Origin of the sequence: Pseudomonas sp. Xaverov 259, assembly GCF_019352915.1 — a bacterium.
Taxonomy (GTDB): Bacteria; Pseudomonadota; Gammaproteobacteria; order Pseudomonadales; family Pseudomonadaceae; genus Aquipseudomonas.
On the sequence record NZ_JAAAFV010000018.1, the window covers coordinates 448,176 to 468,775 of the forward strand.

General features: G+C 61.3%; 18 protein-coding genes. 11 read left to right on the plus strand and 7 right to left on the minus strand.

Features of this window, described 5'->3' with window-relative positions; genetic code table 11:
- Window positions 1-256: 256 nt before the first annotated feature.
- Together K0H48_RS04965 and K0H48_RS04970 are read right to left on the minus strand one after the other, a co-directional pair.
- The gene (locus K0H48_RS04965) at window positions 257-2,218 is read right to left on the minus strand and encodes a methyl-accepting chemotaxis protein (RefSeq protein WP_219266635.1); all 1,962 of its coding nucleotides are present in this window, start codon (window positions 2,216-2,218) and stop codon (window positions 257-259) included.
- A gap of 53 nt (window positions 2,219-2,271) precedes the next feature.
- Window positions 2,272-3,942, minus strand: coding sequence for a PleD family two-component system response regulator (locus K0H48_RS04970; RefSeq protein WP_219266636.1), 1,671 nt, complete (start codon window positions 3,940-3,942; stop codon window positions 2,272-2,274).
- Between the two features lie 299 nt (window positions 3,943-4,241).
- On the opposite strand from K0H48_RS04970, the gene K0H48_RS04975 reads away from it, so the two are divergent.
- The 5 genes from K0H48_RS04975 (at window position 4,242) to K0H48_RS04995 (ending at window position 9,582) form a co-directional block, all read left to right on the plus strand.
- Complete coding sequence (locus K0H48_RS04975; RefSeq protein WP_017136740.1) at window positions 4,242-5,309, plus strand: DUF2333 family protein; 1,068 nt, start codon at window positions 4,242-4,244, stop codon at window positions 5,307-5,309.
- A gap of 2 nt (window positions 5,310-5,311) precedes the next feature.
- A complete protein-coding gene (locus K0H48_RS04980; RefSeq protein ID WP_219266638.1) occupies window positions 5,312-5,848 on the plus strand; it encodes an NUDIX hydrolase in 537 nt (178 codons plus the stop codon).
- A gap of 195 nt (window positions 5,849-6,043) precedes the next feature.
- A complete protein-coding gene (locus K0H48_RS04985; protein WP_219266640.1) occupies window positions 6,044-6,415 on the plus strand; it encodes a translation initiation factor Sui1 in 372 nt (123 codons plus the stop codon).
- 213 nt (window positions 6,416-6,628) lie between these two features.
- Window positions 6,629-8,542 carry an arginine decarboxylase gene (gene speA, locus K0H48_RS04990; RefSeq protein ID WP_138817034.1) on the plus strand — a complete coding sequence of 638 codons (1,914 nt, stop codon included), beginning with the start codon at window positions 6,629-6,631 and terminating at the stop codon, window positions 8,540-8,542.
- A gap of 176 nt (window positions 8,543-8,718) precedes the next feature.
- Complete coding sequence (locus K0H48_RS04995) at window positions 8,719-9,582, plus strand: alpha/beta hydrolase (RefSeq protein ID WP_219266641.1); 864 nt, start codon at window positions 8,719-8,721, stop codon at window positions 9,580-9,582.
- Window positions 9,583-9,590: 8 nt separating this feature from the next.
- Here the strand turns inward: K0H48_RS04995 and K0H48_RS05000 are convergent, their stop codons facing one another.
- The 3 genes from K0H48_RS05000 to K0H48_RS05010 all read right to left on the minus strand — a co-directional run bounded on the left by K0H48_RS05000 (window position 9,591) and on the right by K0H48_RS05010 (window position 11,939).
- Window positions 9,591-10,019, minus strand: coding sequence for a hypothetical protein (locus tag K0H48_RS05000; protein WP_219266643.1), 429 nt, complete (start codon window positions 10,017-10,019; stop codon window positions 9,591-9,593).
- A 118-nt stretch (window positions 10,020-10,137) separates the two neighbouring features.
- Window positions 10,138-11,475, minus strand: coding sequence for an MATE family efflux transporter (locus K0H48_RS05005; protein WP_219266645.1), 1,338 nt, complete (start codon window positions 11,473-11,475; stop codon window positions 10,138-10,140).
- Window positions 11,476-11,645: 170 nt separating this feature from the next.
- Window positions 11,646-11,939 (minus strand): hypothetical protein, encoded by a 294-nt coding sequence (locus tag K0H48_RS05010; RefSeq protein ID WP_017136733.1) that lies wholly within the window; start codon window positions 11,937-11,939, stop codon window positions 11,646-11,648.
- Window positions 11,940-12,093: 154 nt separating this feature from the next.
- Between K0H48_RS05010 and K0H48_RS05015 the strand changes: the two genes are divergently transcribed.
- The 5 genes from K0H48_RS05015 (at window position 12,094) to K0H48_RS05035 (ending at window position 16,772) form a co-directional block, all read left to right on the plus strand.
- A complete protein-coding gene (locus K0H48_RS05015) occupies window positions 12,094-12,402 on the plus strand; it encodes a MazG-like family protein (RefSeq protein ID WP_219266647.1) in 309 nt (102 codons plus the stop codon).
- Window positions 12,395-13,144, plus strand: a complete 750-nt coding sequence (locus tag K0H48_RS05020) for a methyltransferase domain-containing protein (RefSeq protein ID WP_219266649.1) — start codon at window positions 12,395-12,397, stop codon at window positions 13,142-13,144. The genes K0H48_RS05015 and K0H48_RS05020 overlap by 8 nt, the downstream gene beginning before the upstream one ends.
- A gap of 24 nt (window positions 13,145-13,168) precedes the next feature.
- A complete protein-coding gene (locus tag K0H48_RS05025; RefSeq protein WP_219266651.1) occupies window positions 13,169-13,771 on the plus strand; it encodes a DUF4136 domain-containing protein in 603 nt (200 codons plus the stop codon).
- A gap of 45 nt (window positions 13,772-13,816) precedes the next feature.
- Window positions 13,817-14,374, plus strand: a complete 558-nt coding sequence (locus K0H48_RS05030) for a DUF4136 domain-containing protein (RefSeq protein WP_219266652.1) — start codon at window positions 13,817-13,819, stop codon at window positions 14,372-14,374.
- A gap of 421 nt (window positions 14,375-14,795) precedes the next feature.
- Entirely contained in the window at window positions 14,796-16,772 is a 1,977-nt protein-coding gene (locus tag K0H48_RS05035) for a pilus assembly protein TadG-related protein (RefSeq protein WP_219266654.1), read from the plus strand.
- Here K0H48_RS05035 and K0H48_RS05040 read toward each other — a convergent pair.
- Together K0H48_RS05040 and K0H48_RS05045 are read right to left on the minus strand one after the other, a co-directional pair.
- Window positions 16,769-19,498 carry a PAS domain-containing sensor histidine kinase gene (locus K0H48_RS05040; RefSeq protein ID WP_219266656.1) on the minus strand — a complete coding sequence of 910 codons (2,730 nt, stop codon included), beginning with the start codon at window positions 19,496-19,498 and terminating at the stop codon, window positions 16,769-16,771. The genes K0H48_RS05035 and K0H48_RS05040 overlap by 4 nt on opposite strands.
- Entirely contained in the window at window positions 19,495-19,935 is a 441-nt protein-coding gene (locus K0H48_RS05045) for a TadE/TadG family type IV pilus assembly protein (RefSeq protein ID WP_219266658.1), read from the minus strand. The genes K0H48_RS05040 and K0H48_RS05045 overlap by 4 nt, the downstream gene beginning before the upstream one ends.
- A gap of 72 nt (window positions 19,936-20,007) precedes the next feature.
- Between K0H48_RS05045 and K0H48_RS05050 the strand changes: the two genes are divergently transcribed.
- Window positions 20,008-20,490, plus strand: coding sequence for a prepilin peptidase (locus K0H48_RS05050; RefSeq protein ID WP_219266660.1), 483 nt, complete (start codon window positions 20,008-20,010; stop codon window positions 20,488-20,490).
- Window positions 20,491-20,600: the final 110 nt, after the last annotated feature.

A 20,600-nucleotide genomic window follows, 5' to 3' on the forward strand; every position in this document is an offset into this window, starting at 1 on the left:
TGGGTGCGTCAGAACCCGGCGACTATGCCGCAAAGCCTTTGTGACTGTCCAGTTCTATGCAGTAGGCGGCACGATTAGCGATGATTGCGCAAAATTTGTGACTGTGAGGCTGGATTTGGTCAGTGTGGAATCTTGATCGTTCCCACGCTCCGCGTGGGAATGCCGCCCAGGATGCTCTGCGTCCCGCTCTAAAATCGTGACGCAGAGCGTCACAGGATGCATGCCCACGCAGAGCGTGGGCACAATCTCGATCGCATTAGACGCGAAACGCTTGCACGGCAGTGTTCAGCTGCCCACCCAGTTCCAGCAGATGCTCACCCTGGCTGCGCCCTTGGCCGATGCGCAGCAAATTATCCTCGCCCAACTGGTGAATCCTTTCGCTATTGTCACGAATCTCACTGACGGCACCACTCTGCTGCGCGGTCACATCGGCAATGCGCACGGCAGTGTCGGAAATGGTCTGGATCGCCCCGACGATTTCATCCAGCGCGCCGTCGGCCGCCTGGGCCTGCTGGGCGGTGGCTTCGGCGTGTTCGACCTGCGCACGCATGCCTTGCACCGACTGGTGGGCGGCGCTTTGCAGGCCGGTGATCAAACCCTGGATTTCTGCGGTAGCGCCCGCCGTGCGCTGGGCCAGGGTGCGCACTTCGTCAGCCACCACGGCAAACCCACGCCCGGCTTCACCGGCGCGCGCCGCCTCGATGGCGGCGTTGAGGGCCAACAGGTTGGTCTGGTCGGCAATCGAGCGAATCACGGTGAGCACGCCGCCGATGGTGGCGGATTCTTCCGCGAGTTTTTCGATCATCTGTGCGTTTTGCTGCACTTCACCCACCAGCGCATGCAAGCCGGTGAGGCTCAGGCCGATCACCCGTTGGCCTTGTTCCACGGCCAGGCCCGCACTGCGGCTGGCACCGGCGGCCTGGCTGGCATCGCCGGCCACTTGCTGGATGGTGGCTTCCAGCTCGCCCAGAGAGTCGCGGATCTGTGCGGTATCACCCGCTTGGCGCTGCGCACCATCATGCAACCCGCTGCTCAGCTCGGCCAAGGCGCGGCTGCTAGCGGCGACTTCTTCGGCATTCCCGCGAATGGTGCCCACCAGGTCCACCAGATACGCGCGCAGGCGGTTCAGCGATGCTTCAATATCGTGCAGTTCACGGTTGGTCTTGCCCAAGGCAATCGGCTGGCTGAAATCACCGTCGGCCCAGGTCGACAGGGCCGGTGCCAGATTGGTCAGCACCCGTGCCAGGCGCCGTTGCAGGGTGTCGATCAGCAGGGCAATCAGCAGGATCAGGCCGATCATCAGGCCTTGTAACAGGCGCACTTCACCCTGGATCCTGGCGTGTTGGGCACGCACCACCGGCTCGAGGCCGGAAATAGCCTGTTGCACGGCAGCAATTTTCAGGTGGGTGGCGGCGGCCAGTGCGGTGCGCTGCTGGATTTGCTCGCGGGTACGCTGGAGTTCGGCTGGGTAGCGGGTCAGCAGGCTGTTGAGTTCACGCTTGAGGTCGACGCCAGTATCTTGCACTTCGGCTTTTGCACTGTTTTCCAAGCCCATCATGGCGGAAAAATCATCGGCGCCGGATTCACTGCTGGCCTTTACACCCAGCAACGGCAGCGCCGCCAACAGGTCGGCCTGGGTGCGGATACTGGCGACTTCGCGTTCCACGTCATCGGCCAACTCCGCGCGCCCGCTGCTGACCAGTTTGTCGCGGGCCAGGGACAGTTTGCCCACGTGCTGGGACGCCGCCAGCAAGAGCGGCAGGTAGCGAGCGGCGTCGGGTGAGTTGACGCCCGTGGCGTATTGGCTCAGTTGCTCAAGATTCGCGCCCAGCTCACGTTCGGCTTGCAGCAACAGGGCTTGCGGGTCGCCCGCCAGTTTGCCGGCGGCGAGCAGGTCGGTTTTGCTGAAGGTGTCCAGATCCACCAGGCTGGGGCGCAGGTTTTGCGCAAGCTCTGCGGGCAATTCGTCCAGATGCTGCAAGAGGTTTTCCAGGCTTTGACTGGCGCTGCTCAAACGCAGGGCATCGCCGCTGGACAGGTAGTCGTCAACGTTGCGCGCGGCCTGGTTCTGAAAGGTCTGCGACAGGCCCAGGTAGCGTTCCATCAACAGATACGGCCGTTCCAGTGCGCGTTGCGACCACCAAAGCGTGGCCCCAAGGGCCAGGCACACGGCCACCAGCAGAAGGGTATTGAGATTGGTCAGCAGCTTCAGGCGCATGCGTGGTTTCAACCGACAGCAAAAGATAAGTGCCTGAAGTTATTGCGTTTCCATTACAAAGTTATGACGGATTCAGTGGATTCTGGTGAAAAGATGGCACTTTGCTTTGACGTGCGCGCGGCTTGCACACGGTTGCGCCCCGCGTCCTTGGCGCGGTACAGCGCCTCGTCGGCCTGGGCTGCCATCATCAGGCTGTCGGAACCGTCGCAAAGCTCCACCAGCCCCGCGCTGAAGGTGCACCATAAATCCTGCGGTTGGGCCGGGTAATGAATTTCGGCAAAGCGCCCACGGATTTCGTCCAGCACTTTGCAGGCCGATTCCAGGTCGGTGTCGGGCATCACGATGGCGAACTCTTCGCCGCCGTAGCGCCCGATGTAGTCGGTCTTGCGCAGGCGCTGCTTGAGAAACAGCGCCAGGCTCTTGATTACGCGGTCGCCCATCGGGTGGCCGTGGCTGTCATTCACGCGTTTGAAGTGGTCGATGTCGAGCATCGCAAAGCTCAGCGGCTTGTTCTCGCGGCGGGCGCGGAAGCTGCAGTCTTCGAGCAATTGCAGGATATGGGTGTGGTTGTACAGCCCGGTCAGGCTGTCGCGCACCATCCGCGCCTTGAGGTTGCGGGCACGGGCGGCGCGGTTGCGCACGGTGGTGATCAGGTGACGCGGCTTGATCGGCTTGGTGAGGAAGTCGTCGCCGCCTTCGCTCATGGCGTCCAGTTGCTTATCCAGGTCGTCTTCGGCCGACAGGTAAATGATCGGCACACTGACGTAGCGGTCGTTGTGGCGGATCACCTTGGCCAGTTCGGTGCCGGTACAGGCAGGCATATACATGTCGAGGATGATCAGGTCCGGCTGGAAATCCGCCAGCTCGGCCATGGCCTGGATCGGTTCGATCAAGGTGCGCGTGACGATGCCGGCGCTGTTGAGCAGGCGTTCGGTGTGCAGCGCCTGTGCCCGTGAGTCATCGATGATCAGCACTTTATAAGGTTCGTACTGCGCGACGCAGGTCAGCACTTCGATCTTTTCCAGCAGGCTCGACGCTTCCAGGGTGCCGGTGAGGAACTCCTGGCCACCGGCACGCACGGCGGCCAGGCGCGTTGGCGTGTCGGTTTCGTGCAGGCTGAAAAACAACAGCGGCAGCTTTTGCTCGAGGCCTTCCTGGGCTTCGGCGGCCAACTTGAGGCCCAGCCCCGCGCCGCAGAAGTCCACATCCATCACAATCGCCGACGGCAGGCGCTCGGCCATGGAGGCACGAAACGCCGCCACGCTGTCCAGTGACTGGGCGCTCATGCCAAAGAATTCCAGCTGCTTGGCCAGGCGTTCGGCGCGGTCGTGATCGGCCAGCATCACGTAGATGGGCTTGCGCATCGGCGGCAGGAAGGTTTGTTCCAGCTGGTCGCCCTGACGCAGGCCGGTGCGGGACAGGCGCTGCATCAGGCGGTTGAGTTCGGTAATGACCTGGCTGCTCAGGCGGCCGCGATTTTCGTCCACCGCCTTGAGCGATTCGCCGATATGTCGCGCCAGTTGGCCGTGTTCCGGTTGTTCGAAACGCTCGGCAAAGCGCAGCAGGCGCAGGTTGGCTTCGCTGAGTTCGGACAAATCGGTGTTCGACCATTCGCTGCGTTGCAGGCGCTGCCAGATCTCAAGAATTTGACGTGCCTGATGAATTACCCGCTGGGCAAAATGGTGCTTGAGACGCTCACGGCTGGGGTCTTCTGGCTCGGTCATATCCTGACTACTAGTGAGGGTGCATGCTGAGGTCGACTGATGGCTCTATGCTAGCACCTCTTTTCTATTGCATGAGTGTCATACGTCAATTAAGTACAAGTCTCAGGCATTCATTTATCGACTCAATGGTCGCGCTGCGTAAAAAGCGTGCATCCTTTATAGTCGAACGTCTCCCACCTGCCACTTTCGGTTAAAAGCCCCGCGCCGATGGGCACGATGGGGTAGGGTTGTGGTCGGAGTGTTTGACCGCACCCGGACAATTGACGTGCATGAACTCAAGTGATTGAAAGGATATCGCCATGCTGGACTGGAAAAACCGTGCAGGCAGTGCCAAAGGCCCCGCCCCTGAGCCAAAGTCGACCCAACGCGGCTACTTTCGCAACCTGCTGATGAGCAAAGCGCTGCTCAGCGTGCTGGCCTTGTACCTGTTGGTCACCGGCGGCCTGGGTTGGTACTGGAGCGAAGAGCCGGCGCTGTTCCCGGTCCAGCAAAACGCCCAGCTCGCCGCCGAGAAGGAAGGCAAGCAGATGGTGATTGGCTACACCACCGTCGAAACCCTCAAGACCGTGGTCGGCACCTTGCTGAACAAGCCCGGTGGCTACATTTCCAACGACCGTTTCCCGCCAGGCCTGTGGATGGACAACATGCCGAGCTGGGAATATGGCGTGCTGGTGCAGGTGCGCGACCTGACGCGCGCGCTGCGTAAAGACTTTGCCCGTTCGCAGTCGCAGTCGGCTGAAGACGCGGACCTGGCCAAGGCCGAGCCACGCTTCAACTTCGACAACAAGAGCTGGGTGCTGCCGTCCAGTGAGTCGGAATACCAGGAAGGCATCAATTCCCTGAGCCGCTACGAAGCACGCCTGTCCGACCCGAACCAGAAGGGCGCGCTCTTCTATGCTCGCGCCGACAACCTCAACAACTGGCTGGGCGATGTCGCCACGCGCCTGGGTTCGTTGTCACAACGCCTGTCGGCCAGTGTGGGCCGGGTGAAACTCAACACCGCACTGAAAACCGAAGCCCTGGCGCCGGGTGAAGTGCCGCAGGTCGATGAAGAAGTGGTGGAAACCCCATGGATGCAGATCGACAACGTGTTCTACGAAGCCCGTGGCCAGGCGTGGGCCTTGTCGCACTTGCTGCGCGCGATTGAAGTCGACTTCGCCGACGTGCTGGCCAAGAAAAACGCCACCGTCAGCGTGCGTCAGATCATTCGCGAGCTGGAAGCCTCGCAGGAACCGGTGTGGAGTCCTATGATTCTTAACGGCAGTGGCTTTGGCATCCTCGCCAACCACTCGTTGGTCATGGCCAACTATATTTCCCGGGCAAACGCTGCAGTTATAGATTTGCGTCAGCTCCTCAACCAGGGGTGATGATGGACGCTACTCCCAACGAGGCTGCACACCGTGTGGCCTCTGATGCCGAGCTGATCTGCTGGGTGGACGAGCAGGACAACCTGCTCGGCCACCTTGTCAGGTCCGACCTGCGCCAGCGAGGCCTGATCGGCCGTTGCACCTTTATCTTTTTGTTCAACTCCGCCGGTGAGCTGTGTGTGCATCGGCGCACCCTGAGCAAAGCCCTGTATCCCGGGTTTTGGGACACCGCAGCAGGTGGCATGGTGGCGGCGGACGAGAGCTACGCGGTTTCGGCCGCCCGTGAGCTGGAAGAAGAGCTCGGCGTGGGCGGCGTGGAACTGGTTGAGCATGACCACTTCTACTTTGAGGAAGATGGCAGCCGGCTGTGGTGCAAATCTTACTCGGCAGTCTGGGACGGCCCATTGCGCTTGCAGCCCGAAGAGGTCATGGAAGCACGGTTTCTGCCCCTTGAAACGGTCCTGCAGGAAGCTCAACAAAAGCCTTACTGCCCGGATGCTCAAGAGGGCTTGCGGCGCTATCTGGCCTCACGTCGCTAAAGTTGCATAAATTGGCGCTATTTGGCTCTTAGCAAGCCGGCTTTTTGCCGTTACACTGCGCGACTTTTCACCCGAACCACCCTTGGCGGTTCGGTAGCGCTGCCCCTGCCTGAGTGGGGCTTCGCGGTCGGTAAGCTGCCTCTTGTAACGAGAGCCGGGTTCCGATCAGTCTTTGTCCTCCCAAGAGGATTGCCGGTGGCCAAAAAAGCCGCATCCTTCGCCGCCCTTGGTGGCCTGGTATTTTCCACCGACGCAGGTCGACACTGCCCGGACTGTCGTCAGCCCGTGGATTCGTGTACCTGCAAACAGACCCTGATCCCTGAAGGCGACGGCATTGCCCGCGTGCGACGCGAGAGCAAAGGCCGTGGCGGCAAGACGGTGACCACCATCACCGGCGTGCCCCTGGCCGAAGAGCCCCTGAAGGAACTGGCTACCACGCTGAAAAAGCGCTGTGGCACCGGTGGCGCGTTGAAAGACGGCGTCATCGAGATCCAGGGCGATCACGTCGAGTTGCTGTTGGCCGAGCTGATCAAGCTGGGTTACAAGGCGAAGAAATCCGGCGGCTAGCAGCCTCTGTGAAACCCACCCGGATGGCCGGTTTGCTGAACGCGAACTGTCGTCTCCATGGTTTTCACAGAGCCTGTTCCTGACCGGTGTCTAAACTCTGTCCTGCGAGTGGGGTCTACCTTCCTTACAGGCAAATCGTCATTTTCATTCTTTAGACTTCGCCAGCCTTGCAAGAAGGGCGTGGTGATCTTCGACTTTATATAGGGGACTTCGATGTCCGTACGACGCACACGCAAAGACGATGGCAGCCAATGGACAGTTGCGGACAGCCGCAGTGTTTATGGGATTCGCCATTGGGGGGCCGGGTATTTCGCGATCAATGATGCCGGTCGCGTTGAAGTCCGTCCGAACGGCCCGAACAGCACGCCGGTTGATCTGTACGAGCAAGTCGACGAGCTGCGCAAAAGCGGCCTGTCCTTGCCGCTGCTGGTGCGTTTCCCCGACATCCTGCAAGACCGCGTTCGCCAGCTGACCGGCGCTTTCGATTCGAACATCGAGCGCCTGGAATACCAGAGCAAGTACACCGCGCTGTACCCGATCAAGGTGAACCAGCAGGAAGCGGTGATCGAAAACATCATCGCCACCCAGAACGTGTCGATCGGCCTGGAAGCCGGTTCCAAGCCCGAACTGCTGGCCGTGCTGGCCCTGGCACCCAAGGGCGGCACCATCGTCTGCAACGGTTACAAAGACCGTGAGTTCATCCGCCTGGCCCTGATGGGCCAGAAGCTCGGCCACAATGTGTTTATCGTGATCGAGAAAGAATCCGAAGTCGGCCTGGTGATCGAAGAAGCCGCAGCCCTCAAGGTCAAGCCGCAGGTCGGCCTGCGCGTGCGTTTGTCGTCGCTGGCGTCGAGCAAATGGGCGGACACCGGTGGCGAGAAGTCCAAGTTCGGTTTGTCGGCGGCGCAATTGCTGTCGGTGGTCGAGCGCTTCCGCGCCGCTGGCCTGGACCAAGGCATCCGCCTGCTGCACTTTCATATGGGTTCGCAGATCGCCAACCTGGCCGACTACCAGCACGGGTTCAAGGAAGCCATTCGTTACTACGGCGAACTGCGCAACCTCGGCCTGCCGGTCGACCACATCGACGTGGGCGGTGGCCTGGGGGTGGACTACGACGGCACGCACTCGCGTAACGCCAGCTCGATCAACTACGACATGGACGATTACGCCGGTGTGGTTGTGGGCATGCTCAAGGAATTCTGCGATGCACAGAGCCTGCCGCACCCGCATATCTTCTCCGAAAGTGGCCGCTCCCTGACCGCCCACCACGCCATGCTGGTGGTGCAAGTCACCGACGTTGAAAAGCACAACGACGAAATCCCGCAGATCGAGAACAAAGAAAGCCTGCCGGAAACCGTGCAATGGCTGGTGGACCTGCTAGGCCCGACCGACATCGAGATGGTCACCGAGACTTACTGGCGTGCCACCCATTACATGAGCGACGTGGCCACCCAGTACGCCGATGGCAAGCTGACCCTGGCGGAAAAAGCCCTGGCCGAACAGTGCTACTTCGCCGTGTGCCGCCGCCTGCATAACTCGTTGAAAGCGCGTCAGCGCTCGCACCGCCAAGTGCTGGACGAACTCAACGACAAGCTGGCCGACAAGTACATCTGCAACTTCTCGGTGTTCCAGAGCCTGCCGGACACCTGGGCCATCGGCCAGGTGCTGCCGATTCTGCCGCTGCACCGTCTTGACGAAGAGCCGCTGCGCCGCGCCGTGCTGCAAGACCTGACCTGCGACTCCGACGGCAAGATCAAGCAATACGTCGACGAGCAGAGCATCGAGACCAGCTTGCCGGTACACGGCTTGAACGAAGGCGAAGATTACTTGCTGGGCATCTTCCTGGTGGGCGCCTATCAAGAAATTCTCGGTGACATGCACAACCTGTTCGGTGATACCGACTCGGTGAACATCTACCAGCGTGAAGACGGTTCGGTGTACAGCGCCGGGATCGAGACCCACGACACCATCGAAGACATGCTGCGCTACGTGCATTTGTCGCCGGAGGAGTTGATGACGCACTACCGTGACAAGTGCGCCAGCGCGAAGATCAGTGCCAGCGAGCGTACGCAGTTCCTGGATGCGTTGCGTCTGGGCCTGACGCGGTCTTCGTACCTGTCCTCGTAAGTACACTGCTCCCAGGCTGGATCTCAAAGTGATTGAGAACCAGTGTGGGAGCTGGCTTGCCTGCGATGGCGGTGTATCAGTTTGCACATTCAGGGCTGACACACCGCCATCGCAGGCAAGCCAGCTCCCACCTTTGGATGTTCGTTTGGTAGTACCTACTGCGTGAGGTCTGAACGATGTCGAGCAAATGGCTGCAAGCGTTCACCCTGGCAGTCGCCGCATTCCTCTCGGCCTGCTCGCCGATCAAAGTGCTCAACGCACTCACCCCTTCCAGCACGTTCACCAAAACTTCATCCATTGCCTACGGCACTGGCCCGCGCCAGACACTCGATATCTACCGTCCCGTCACCGCCTTGCCCAACGCCCCTGTCGTGGTGTTTTTTTACGGTGGCAGCTGGAACAGCGGCTCCAAGGATGACTACGGTTTCGTCGGCGAAGCCCTGGCTTCACGCGGCATTGTGGTGGTCATCGCGGACTACCGGCTCTACCCGCAAGTGCGTTACCCCACATTTCTCCAGGACGGCGCCCAAGCGGTGGCCTGGACTCATCAGCACATCGCCGAATATGGCGCCGACCCCAAGCAGCTCTACCTGATGGGCCATAGCTCCGGCGCGTACAACGCCTCGATGCTGGCGCTGGATGCGCGTTGGCTCAAAGAAGTGAACCTGTCACCCTCGATGCTCAAAGGTTGGATCGGCCTGGCCGGGCCCTATGACTTCCTGCCAATTGAAAACCGCGATGTGCGCCCCGTGTTTTTCTTCCCGGACTCACCGCCCGATTCCCAGCCCATCAACCACGTCAGCCATGACGCACCACCGAGCCTGTTGATTGCCTCGGTGAGCGACACGTTGGTCAACCCCACGCGCAATACGGGCGCGTTGGCTAACAAGCTGCGTGAAGCGGGTGTGCCGGTCGAGGCGTTTTATTTCACCCGGACCAGCCACGCGACATTAGTAGCGTCCATTGCCAAGCCGTTGCGCTGGCTGGCGCCGGTACTGGATCGGGTCACGGCGTTTATCCTCTCCACGCCAGGCCAGTGAGGCTGGCTTTACCGGACAATCAGGGTGTACAGGGCTGAGCTTTCTGGACCGGTTTCCTCCAGCGCGACAGACTGCAGCGTGTTTTGCGCTGAAGGGCTGACTGTCAGGCTGGCGCCATTGTCCATCAGTGTTCGACCTTTAGGTGGCAGCGTCGCTCTTATGCCTTGTTGGGTCACGAAGACTTGGAAATCCGTTTGATTCCACACCTCCACGCCTTTCTGGATGGCGGGCTGCGTTGGAAGTGTTGACGGAGCGTCATCCAGTTTAAGTGTCCATTCGCCCGTGTCCGCAGTGACGGGTGGAACCTGAACGGGCGGTTCGGCGATGACTTCGGCAGGGGGCTTGGCTTTTTTCTTCCTGGACGTGCGGATAACGGCGACGGCGATCAACACGACCACTATCAACGCGCCGATAATCAAGTAGGTGTTGTTGCTCATGTGGGGTCTTCCTTGAGTTGAATTGAGATCGCAGCCTGAAGCTGAAGGCTCTTCAGGGGCGATCTCCATTCAACGCCGGAACGTCAGCGTTGTAACCTGTGAGAACTGACAGGTCGAACTACCCTAACCATTGATTACGTTTGTTCAGCCGCCAAGCGATTGCCCACAGCGTGAGGCTGCGCAGGGCCATGAACAACAGGAAACTTATCCACAGCCCGTGGTTGCCGAACCCCTGCAACAACCACGCGAACGGCAGCAATATCACCACCGTCAACAGCATGCCGTTACGCATTTCCCGCGCGCGGGTGGCGCCGATGAACAGGCCGTCCAGCAGGTAGCTCCACACCGCGATCAACGGCAGTATGGCCAGGTAAGGCAGGTAGATGTCGGCGGTCTCGCGCACGCTGGGGATATCGGTTTGCATGGCGATAAACAGGTGCCCGGCAAAGGTGAATAGCAGCGCGAAACCCACGCTGGCGATCAGTGACCAGCCGCAGGCGACCACCAGCGAGCGGCGCAGGGCCTGGCGGTCGTGAGCACCGATAGCATGGCCACACAAGGCTTCCACCGCGTGGGCGAGCCCGTCCAGAGCGTGGGCCGTGAGCAATAACCCATTAAGCAGCAACGCATTCGCTGCCACTGTCGCATCCCCAAGACGTGCGCCTTGCACAGTGATCATGAAAAACACCGACTGCAAGGCCAGGCTGCGGATGAAGATATCGCGGTTCACCGCCAGCAGTGGCCGCCAGCTTTGCCACCGTTTCAAAGCGGCCCAGGCGATATTCCCGGGGTACGCACGCAAGGCTTTTTGCGTGAGGGCCAGGCCGAGCAGGGCGCCCGTCCATTCGGCGATAACGGAGGCGCGTGCGGAGCCGACCACGCCCCAGTCCAGGCCGAGTACAAACCACAGGTTCAAGGCGATGTTGACCAGGTTGGTGGTCAGCAGAATCGCCAGCGGTGCACGCGCATTTTGCGTACCGAGGAACCAGCCGACCAAGGCGTAGCTGGCCAGCGCGGCGGGCAGGCCGAACAAACGGGTGTGGAAAAAATCGCGCGTCAGCTGGTTCAGCTCGGGCGAGGGCTGCATCCACTCCAGGGCCAGATGGCTCAGCGGAATGCCCACCGTGCCCAGCAGCATCGCCAGCCCCAGCGCCAGCAACAAACCTTGCAGCAGGATTTGCCTGAGCGCTGCGCCATCCCCGCGCCCGGCGGCTTGCGCGGCAAACCCGGTGGAGCCCATGCGCAGAAAGCCCATGGCCCAGGCCAGGAAGGTATACAGGCTGGCGCCCACGGCCACAGCGCCGAGTTGATGGGCATGGGGCAGGTGGCCGATGGCCATGCTGTCCACCAAGGCCACCAGCGGCACCGAGATGTTCGACAAAATCATCGGCGCAGCCAATGCCCAGACGCGGCGATGGGTGGGGCGGTCGCGCCAATCAGTCAGCAGGGAAGTCATTCAGGCTCCTTCTGGGAGCGGCATTGTAACTGGCTGTGGGCAGCACAGCAGGACCAATGTGGGAGCGGGCTTGCTCGCGAAGGCGGTGTGCCAGTAACTACATGTACCGACTGACACTTTGCCTTCGCGAGCAAGCCCGCTCCCACAGGAGATAGGCGGCAGCTTTGGGATTAATGCACAACCCAGCTGAGCAACCACAGGCCCAGCATCAGCCAGATAATCCCCATAATGATCGAGGCGCGCATAAACGCACGCACCGCCGAGTACAGCAACATCAAGCCGATGATCAGGGCGGCAATGCTGATGATCGAAGTGTCCATGCCCAATGTGCGTGACAGGCCTTCAATAAAGTTGCCGCCCGCGTGGGTCAAGGCGCCGAACAACCCGCTGAGCCCGTCGACGATAAAGCGGATGACGGACCCCAGTGCCTGGCCCAACCATTCGAAAAAACTTTCTACCTGCATGTGTGTGTCCTGATGAAGAGGTGGGCGTCGCTGAGCCTTTGGTCGTTATTACACCAAGCGAGTTCCCTTTTAGCATAGAGGTTTACGCGTTACAGGGATTCACTTGCCTTCGCCTGGCATCCGCCCGAAGCTATACACCTTCAGGAGCCCCCGCATGAACCTCGAACACCTCACCGAACGCTTGCACCGTATTCGCGATACCAACGACTGGAAGCCGTTCCACAGCCCTAAAAACCTGGCCATGGCCGCCAGTGTGGAAATGTCCGAACTGGTGGAAATCTTCCAGTGGCTGACCGAAGACCAGTCGCGCCAGTTGCCGGCGGACAAACTTGCCCACGCCGGGCAGGAAGTCGGCGATATCGTGCTGTACCTGCTATTGCTGTGCAGTGAGCTGGACCTGGACATGAACGAAGTGGTACGCGCCAAACTGGCCGACAGCGAACGGCGGTTTGCCCATGAGTGACCGTCACTTCGACCAGTTGGCCACGCGCTTTGCCGAGAAGATCTACGGCGGCGCCAAGGGCGCGATTCGCCTGGCGGTGTTGCAGGCCGACCTGACTGAAGCCTTGCCCGAGCGCCCGCTGCGTGTGCTGGATATCGGCGCGGGCCTGGGGCATATGTCGTTGTGGCTGGCTGAGCGTGGCCATCAAGTGACCCTGGCCGAGCCTGCCGAGCCAATGCTTGAAGGCGCCCGTCAGCGGTTTGCCGAGGCCGGGCAGAGCGCGACGTTTATCCATGCGCCCTGGCAGCAATTGCTAGGCCAACTCACCGAGCCCTACGACCTGGTGCTGTGCCACGCCGTGCTCGAATGGCTGGCCGAACCGCATGCCATCCTGCCGGTGCTGCACCAGCTCACGGTGCCCGGCGGCTGGTTGTCGCTGGCGTTCTACAACCGCGATGCACTGATTTACCGCAACCTGCTCAAAGGCCACTTCCGCAAAATGCGCAAGAACGACATGGCCGGCGAGAAGCAAAGTCTTACCCCGCAACAACCGCTCGACCCACGGGAACTGGCGGCGCAACTCGAAGGGCTTTGGCAGGTCGAAAGCCAAAGCGGCGTGCGGGTGTTCCACGACTATATGCCGATGGAATTCCAGGCCCGTGCCAATCTGCAGGACTTGTTGGAGATGGAACTCGCTCACCGTCGTCACCCAAGCTTTGCCGGACTTGGGCGTTATTTGCACTGGATCTGCCGTCCGGTTTAAGCGGCCCAGTCTGCGGAGGTCGAAATGCGTCGTCTCTGTTTGATCCTGTTATCGCTGGGCTTGGGCGCTTGCTCCACGCCCAACCCCTACGTGGCCGCCTCGGCGCCGATGCCGCCGGCTCCGGCCCAGGCGGCGAATACCTTTGATGCCAGTGCCTACCCGGCGCCGATGCGCGACTATGGTGCCTACCGCAGTTGGGGCTGGCTCAACGGCCAACTGCCCGCGGGCACGGCCTGGGCGGATTCGGCGCAAATCGCCGAAGCAGTCAGCGGCGCCCTCGACCAGCGCGGCTTGCGCCCCTTGCATGACAACCGCGCTCCCGACCTGTTGGTGACCGCCGATGTGCGCCTGGAAAAACGCCTGCGCCAGGTGCAGGACGACTATGGCTACGGCTACGGCGGCTATAACCGCTATGGCAACGGCTACGGCATGTACAACACGGTGCCGGTGGTACGCACCTATGAAGTGACGGTTGCGGTAGCACGCGTCAGCCTGTTCGATGCCCGCACGCGCCAGCCGGTATGGAGCACCAGCGCCGAAACCACCAGCCAGGGCAGCCTGAGCGAACGCGCTGATGCATTGCGTGAAGCGATGCAAAAGGCAATGAGCGCTTATCCACCCAGTTAGCAGCTATTCTCATCTCAGGCTGATTCCGTCTTTTGGAGAACACCCATGCTTCGTCGCCTTGCTGCACTAGCTGTACTGGTCTTGTTGAGTGGCTGCCAGACCAGCCAGGTCAACCACGACTTTGATGCCAGCCGCGATTTTGGCGCCTACCGCAACTGGGCCTGGAAAGACCCGGCACTGCAATACCGGCCGGATGATCCGCGGGTTAAGAGCGACCTCACCGAGCAACGCATCCGCCAGGCCGTGGGCGAGCAGCTCGACCAGCGCGGCCTGCGCCCCGCCGCCGCAGGCACCAGGGCCGACCTGAATGTGCAGGCCTACCTGATCGTCGAAGAACGCCAGCAACAAGTCACCACCAACTACGGCGGCGCCTGGGGCGGCCCTTGGAATGGCTACTGGGGCGCGCCGATGTACAACGAAACGCGCAACATCACCTACAAAGTCGCGACCATCCAGATCGACCTGCTCGACGGCAAGGACGGCAAACTGGTATGGCGTGGCAGCGACGAGCAAATGATGGCCAGCACGCCGAACCCGCAGGATCGCAGCGCTGCCATTCGCAGCACGGTGACCAGGATCCTCTCCAACTACCCGCCGCGCTAACGACCACCGCCAAAACCTGTGGGAGCTGGTTTGCCCGCGATAGCGATCTGTCAGTCACCGATGTATTGACTGATCTGTCGCCATCGCGGCACAGGTATCTACACAACGTTTGAAGGGCGCCAATTTCTCCTGTGGCGAGCAGGCTTGTCCTGCGTTGGGCTGCGAAGCAGCCCCAAACCCGGACGCTGAGTTCTTTCAGGAAAACTGCAGTGCATTTACCGGGGCCGCTTCGCAGCCCAACGCAGGACAAGCCTGCTCGCCACAACGGTCCACTTGCCACTAACCGGTTGTTTAGATATCTATGGCCATCGCGGGCAAGCCCGCTCCCACATTTGATCTTCACCACCTTCAGCCCTTGTCTACACTCAATTGCATCCCAGGAGAGTAAGCGCTCGGCAACTCGCCGGCACAGGAGTGCTCGATGTCTCCCCGACTTGGTTCCAGGCAACGTGGTGCAATCGGCCTGATGGCCGCCGGCGTGTTGGCGGTGGTGCTGGCCTTTACATTGCTGATGATCGACAGCGGCCGCCTGTACCTGGAGAAGCGCAAGCTGCAAGGCGTGGCAGACACGGCCGCGCTGGAAGCGGTGAGCCGCAGCGGCACGTGCCTGAGCGGTTTGAGCGCGGCGGCGTTTGCCGGGCAGAGTGTGGCGCGCAACCATTTTGTGGTGGGCAGCGGCAATACCCTGGTGACCCAATGCGGCACTGTGACCACCGCCGCATCGGGCCGGCGTATCTTCAGTGCCAACCCTGCCGTGTCATCGGCGATTCAAGTGGTGGTGAGCAAAACCGTGACCACCAGCGTGGCCGCCGGGGTTTGGGCGTTGTTCTCCGGCAACTCACTGAGCCTCAACACCGTGTTGACCGCGACCGCAGTAGCGGCGGTGCCGACGCCACCCTCGGCGCAGCTCACCATCAACAGCAGCCTGGCCAGCGTCAACTCGGCGAGTGCCAGCCTGTTGAACCCGCTGTTCAGTGGCTTGCTCGGCGGTAACGTCAACCTGACGGTCGCCGGGTGGAATGGCCTGCTCAATACCAATATCAACCTGCTCAGTTACCTCAACCAACTGGCGATTAACCTCAATGTGGCCGCCGGTAACTACACCCAACTGCTCAACACCAACGTCACCGCTGCGCAGTTGATCCAGGCTGCGGTCACCGTGCTGACCGCCAACGGTGCAACGGCGGATGTGATCACCGCCTTGGGCAGCTTGCAAATCGCCGCGATCAACCAGGCGCCGTTGACCGTCGGGCAGATCCTGCAATTGCAGACCGGCACCACTGCTGCGGCGCTGAATGCCAACCTGCAGGTGTTTCAACTGATCCAGGGTGTGGTGCAACTGTCCAACAGCAAGAGCGCGGCGGCGGCGACCTTGCCCGTGAGTGTGCTGGGGTTGGCCAATATCACCACCCAGGTCAAAGTGATCGAGCCGCCGCAGTTGTCGGCCATAGGCAACCCGGTGCTGGCGGCGGCCAACCCTACAGGGCCGAATAAAATTTACGTGCGCACCGCCCAAGTGCGCACGCAAGTGACCGTGAGTATGCCCGTGTTGAGTGCCTTGTCGGGGCTGAACACGGCGGTAAATGACCTGTTGGGGCCTCTGACGCCGGTGCTCGGCAGCCTGCTGAGCCTGAACCTGGTGAGCACGATCAACTCGGCCCTGTGTTTGCTGGGCGCCGGTTGCCAGCAGGCGGATTTGCTGGTGCTGCCGGGCAACCTGCCGATCAATATTGTGCTGGATGCCGGCGCCGCGAGCAGTTACGTCACCGCCTACAGTTGCCCGACCGGCAACGCGGGCACCAAGAGCCTGTCCGCCTACACCACCACGTCGCTGGCGTCGTTGAACGTGGGCAGTATCACCAATGCGTTTTCCAGCACCTTGCCGATGACGGTAGCGCCGTTGCCGCTGATCGATATTGGTACCAAAACCTGCCACAAGATTCTCGGCATCGGCAGCTGTAACCCGCGCGTGCCGTTTGCCGGCGGCGGTATCGCGATCAAGGTGGTCAGTCCGATTGCGCAGAGCAATCAAACCCTGGTGTTCTCGAGTACCACGCCGTTTGCCACGCCGCCGAACGTGGGCCTTGCGCCGACCTATCAGGCGGCGACACCGGCGACCAATGTGGTGAGTAGCCTTTCGACCACGCTTAATGGCGTGGGCATCACGGCGTATCAACCGTCCGGAGGAAACCCGTTGGGCATTCTGGCGCCTACGGTCACAGCGTTGCTCAGTGGCGTCAGCGCCATCGTCACGCCGGTAGTGAATGGCCTGCTCGGCCCGCTGCTCAACCCGATCCTCAACAACCTGCTGAGCATGCTCGGCATCAGCCTGGTGAATGTGAACGTCGGCGCCAACCTCACCTGCGGCCAGACCGGCGAGGCCTACCTGGTGATTTAAGCGTCGATGGCCCTGGGCAGTTCCACGCAGAACCGTGCGCCGTGTTCGCCGTTGCTGACGCTCAGGCGCCCGCCCATGTTTTCGACGATGCCGTAACTCACCGACAAGCCTAAGCCTGTGCCCACGCCAATCGGCTTGGTGGTAAAAAACGGCTCGAAGATGCGCTCCAGCAAACGTGGGTCGATACCGCCGCCATTGTCTTCGACCCAGATACGCACGTGGCGGCTGTCGTGATCGGTGTGCACGGCAATCCAGGGGCGCAGTTCGGGGTTTTTTTCGCGTTGGCTCAATAGCGCATCGCGGGCGTTGACCATCAGGTTGATCAGCACTTGCTCAAGCTGGTCGACGTAGCCTTTGACCTGCACCGGGATATCCGCCTGGCTCAGGCGCACTTCAACGCCTTTGCCACGCAGACCTTCACTGAGCAGCGACAAGGTGCCCTCCAACGCCTGCGCCGGGTCGAAAGGCTGCTGTTCGACCTCCGAGCGGCGGCCGAACACGCGCATATGGTCGACCACCCGCGCCGCACGCTGTACCTGAGCGTCGATGCGCTGGAGTTTTTCGGTCAGGTAGTCGATCTGCACATCACCATTGCTCAGGCGCTTGAGCACATTGACGATGGCCATGCGCATCACGTTCAGCGGCTGGTTGATCTCATGGGCCAGGCCGGTGGCCATTTCACCGAGGGTGGCCATTTTCGCGCTTTGCGTCAGTTGCTGCTGGGAGCGCCGCACTTCGGTGTTGTCGCGGCCCACGGCTTGCACTTCGACCAGGGCGCCATGCTCATCGAAGACGCCTCGGTCCGACCACACCCACCAGGCATGTTCGCGGCCAGGCAATTGCAGGCTGATTTCGGCCGTGCTCACCGGGAACTCCGGTGTCAGCTGGTGGATGCGCTGCACAAATGCTTCGCGCTGTTCGGTCGACAGCCATTCACCCAGGTTCATCCCGCGCAATTGTACGGGCAGGCACTCCAGGTAATTGGCCAGCGGCGTGTTGCCGAAGGTCAGGGTCAGGTCCGGGCGGTAGCGGCAGATCATCGCCGGGGAGTCTTCGACGAGGATGCGATAGCGCTCCTCACTGTCCTTGATCTGCTGCGCGGCCAAGGTTGCCTCGGTCACATCCAGCCACAGGCCGACGGCTTCCACCGGCACGCCCAGGTCGTCGCGCAACAGCTTGGCTTCGTCGAGCAGCCAGTGGTAATCCCCGTGTGTATCTTGCACGCGATAACGGCTGCGCACGCTGCCTTCGCGCAGCAGCTGGCGGGTGCGCTGGAAGTACAGGTCGCGGTCGTCCGGGTGTACCCATTGCACCAGGCTGTCGTGGGTGCATTCGGCGAGGGTGCGACCGAGCAGGGGCAGCAGGCTGTGACTGAAAAACACCGGCTGCAGCGCGCCGTTCACATAGCGCTGCACATAGATCACCGCCGGTGAGCTGGCGATCAGGTTGTCCAGGCGGGCGCGGGCGGCGTCGGCTTGCAGTTGCTGGTTCTGGATGTCGCTGATGTCGAGCATAAAACCGACCCAGCGCCGCTGTTCACCGGCGCCCAGCACTTGGCCTTGCACGCGATACCAGGTCGGTGTGGCGCTGTCGCCACGGTTGAGGCGCACGCTGGCGAGCAAGGGTTTGCCGAGGGTCTGCAGGTCGCGCAGGCGGCTGTGCAGCTCCTGGCGATCGGCGGGGTGGATGAGGTTCAGCCACGTGTCCAGGGTTTGCCGGGTCGGACCTTCCTGTGGGCCGAGGTTGCGCATCAATTGGGGGGCGAGCTGGATTTCGCCGCTGGCGGGCAGCAACTCAAACCAGCCCGTGCCCAACAGGCCTTGCAACGCCTCCTGGCGTTCGAGTTGTTGATGGTGGCGGTGTTCGCGCAGGCGGCTGAGCAGTGGCGCGGCGAGGGCGGCGGCGAGGTTCAGCCAGTCGCGGTCGTTGCTGTGTAGCTGGCCGCTGTAGGCACCGCACAATAGCCATGCGGCGATGCCTTGGCCATCGCGATAGGGCACAAGGAAGCCATCGGCATTGCCGAAAATACTGTGCAGACGCGGGTGCTCGCCGCGCCCATAGGGTGCTTGCAGGCTCAGCGGCGTGGTGCCGTTGAGGCTGTCCAGGCAGGTCCCGAGGCGTTGGCCGGTGTGCCAGAACAGCGGTGCATCATGGTTGGCGTACTGGCTGTAGATCATCCAGCCCTGGTCTTCCTGATCGAGCAGCGCCAGGGCCACGCAGGGGATACGCCAGCGCTGCGCCACGCTGCTTAACTGTTCGTTGAACACCTCGGGCAGGCGGCTGAGGCTGCACACGCGCAGTTGCTCACTGACGCGGCTGGTCAATTGGTGGTTCTGTTCGCGCTGCTCGGCCAATTGCCGCCCGCCGAGCAAGTCGCCGATGTCTACGGCATGCAGCAGCCAGCCATTGTCGTGGGGGTGAAGCGTGCCGCGGGTGTGCAGGACTTGCCCGGCGAGCCCGTGAAAATCCAGGTCGAGGCTGTGGCGCTGCCAGTCGGCGGGCACGCCTTCAACCGTTACCGCGCTGTGGGCACTCAGCAGTTCGTGCAAGCGCGGCGAGTTAACCAGTGGCTGCAACTGTGGGCGCAGCGTGCCGCTGAGGTCGAGCACGTGGCCTTGGCTATCCAGCTGCACATGCAAGCCGGCAGACGGCGGCGCGTGCGTGTCGATTTCCAGTGCGCTATTGCGACCGAGCAGGCGCCCGAAAAGTCTGTCCCCCGAAGTCAAAACTGCAGGCTCGACTGGGCCTGCAGAATTGCCGGTAACTGCGGCACGGTGCCGATACCCGGCAGGACAATAAAGGGCATCACGGCCTGGAGGTTGGCCGAGGGGTAATTGATCTGCACCGACAACAGCCCGCTGTTGAAGGTGGTGGTGACTTGGGTGGAAGCGTCGAATTTGTAGGCGTTGGGAATCCACCACAAACGGTTGGCGACCGCTGTTTTGGCAGTGGCCTGTACGGCAGCGGGGTAGCCTTGCATATTAGGGTCCAGCCCTACGCTCAGGCGCACGGCTTCGGCGGTGGCCTGGTTGAACGACTGCAACAGCAGCAGCGGCAGGCTATAGCTGACCGTGCCGTAGAACACGGCAAAAAAAATCACGAACACGGCAATGAACTCGATGGCTGCCGCGCCTTTTTGCTTATCCGGGAGGCTTGTTTTCATCACCGCGTCTACCCTGACGGCTACTACTTGATATCAGCATAGAATCAATCAGAAAAAAGGGATGCTTTTTACGTGATTCATAGCGCAGTGGTGCTGTTGTGGTTGGGGCTGTGTGCCGTACAGGACGTTCGCCAGCGCTTGCTTGCCAATCGCCTGACGCTGGGCGCGGCGCTGTTGGCGTTGATCTACCTGGTGTGGACGGGCAACACCTGGCTCGGCGCTTCCGTCGGGCAGGGGCTGTGGGCGTTTTTTCTGGCGCTGCTATTGACCTTGCCCGGTTACGCCCTGGGCCGCCTGGGCGCCGGTGATGTGAAGCTGCTCGCGGCTTTGGCGCTGGCCTCCAATGCCGACTACCTGCTGGGATCATTTGTGGGCGCCGCGATCGCCAATTTGCTGTGGCTATTGGCAGCGCCAAAGCTTTGGCCGCTTATGAGTCAAGGGGTTAAAAACCATCTGGGTTACCTGGCACCGGATCCGTCAAGAAAACTACCGTTTGCACCGTTTTTACTGGTGGGTTTTGCCGCCACCTGTTTTTGGATCCATTTAACCGTTTGAGGGTATTAACGCTATGTACATAGTCGGAAAGTACGTCTACGTTTAATACGTGGCTGTACAGGAATATTCGTGGTGAAGGATTAGTCAAACATTTGGCTTGCAATGCATGG

Bases quoted from the DNA above. Each gene is read 5' to 3' on its own strand.
- K0H48_RS04965 (WP_219266635.1), bottom strand. From the start codon at position 2,218: ATGCGCCTGAAGCTGCTGACCAATCTCAATACCCTTCTGCTGGTGGCC.
- K0H48_RS04970 (WP_219266636.1), bottom strand. From the start codon at position 3,942: ATGACCGAGCCAGAAGACCCCAGCCGTGAGCGTCTCAAGCACCATTTT.
- K0H48_RS04975 (WP_017136740.1), top strand. From the start codon at position 4,242: ATGCTGGACTGGAAAAACCGTGCAGGCAGTGCCAAAGGCCCCGCCCCT.
- K0H48_RS04980 (WP_219266638.1), top strand. From the start codon at position 5,312: ATGGACGCTACTCCCAACGAGGCTGCACACCGTGTGGCCTCTGATGCC.
- speA (WP_138817034.1), top strand. From the start codon at position 6,629: ATGTCCGTACGACGCACACGCAAAGACGATGGCAGCCAATGGACAGTT.
- K0H48_RS04995 (WP_219266641.1), top strand. From the start codon at position 8,719: ATGTCGAGCAAATGGCTGCAAGCGTTCACCCTGGCAGTCGCCGCATTC.
- K0H48_RS05000 (WP_219266643.1), bottom strand. From the start codon at position 10,019: ATGAGCAACAACACCTACTTGATTATCGGCGCGTTGATAGTGGTCGTG.
- K0H48_RS05005 (WP_219266645.1), bottom strand. From the start codon at position 11,475: ATGACTTCCCTGCTGACTGATTGGCGCGACCGCCCCACCCATCGCCGC.
- K0H48_RS05010 (WP_017136733.1), bottom strand. From the start codon at position 11,939: ATGCAGGTAGAAAGTTTTTTCGAATGGTTGGGCCAGGCACTGGGGTCC.
- K0H48_RS05015 (WP_219266647.1), top strand. From the start codon at position 12,094: ATGAACCTCGAACACCTCACCGAACGCTTGCACCGTATTCGCGATACC.
- K0H48_RS05020 (WP_219266649.1), top strand. From the start codon at position 12,395: ATGAGTGACCGTCACTTCGACCAGTTGGCCACGCGCTTTGCCGAGAAG.
- K0H48_RS05025 (WP_219266651.1), top strand. From the start codon at position 13,169: ATGCGTCGTCTCTGTTTGATCCTGTTATCGCTGGGCTTGGGCGCTTGC.
- K0H48_RS05030 (WP_219266652.1), top strand. From the start codon at position 13,817: ATGCTTCGTCGCCTTGCTGCACTAGCTGTACTGGTCTTGTTGAGTGGC.
- K0H48_RS05035 (WP_219266654.1), top strand. From the start codon at position 14,796: ATGTCTCCCCGACTTGGTTCCAGGCAACGTGGTGCAATCGGCCTGATG.
- K0H48_RS05045 (WP_219266658.1), bottom strand. From the start codon at position 19,935: ATGAAAACAAGCCTCCCGGATAAGCAAAAAGGCGCGGCAGCCATCGAG.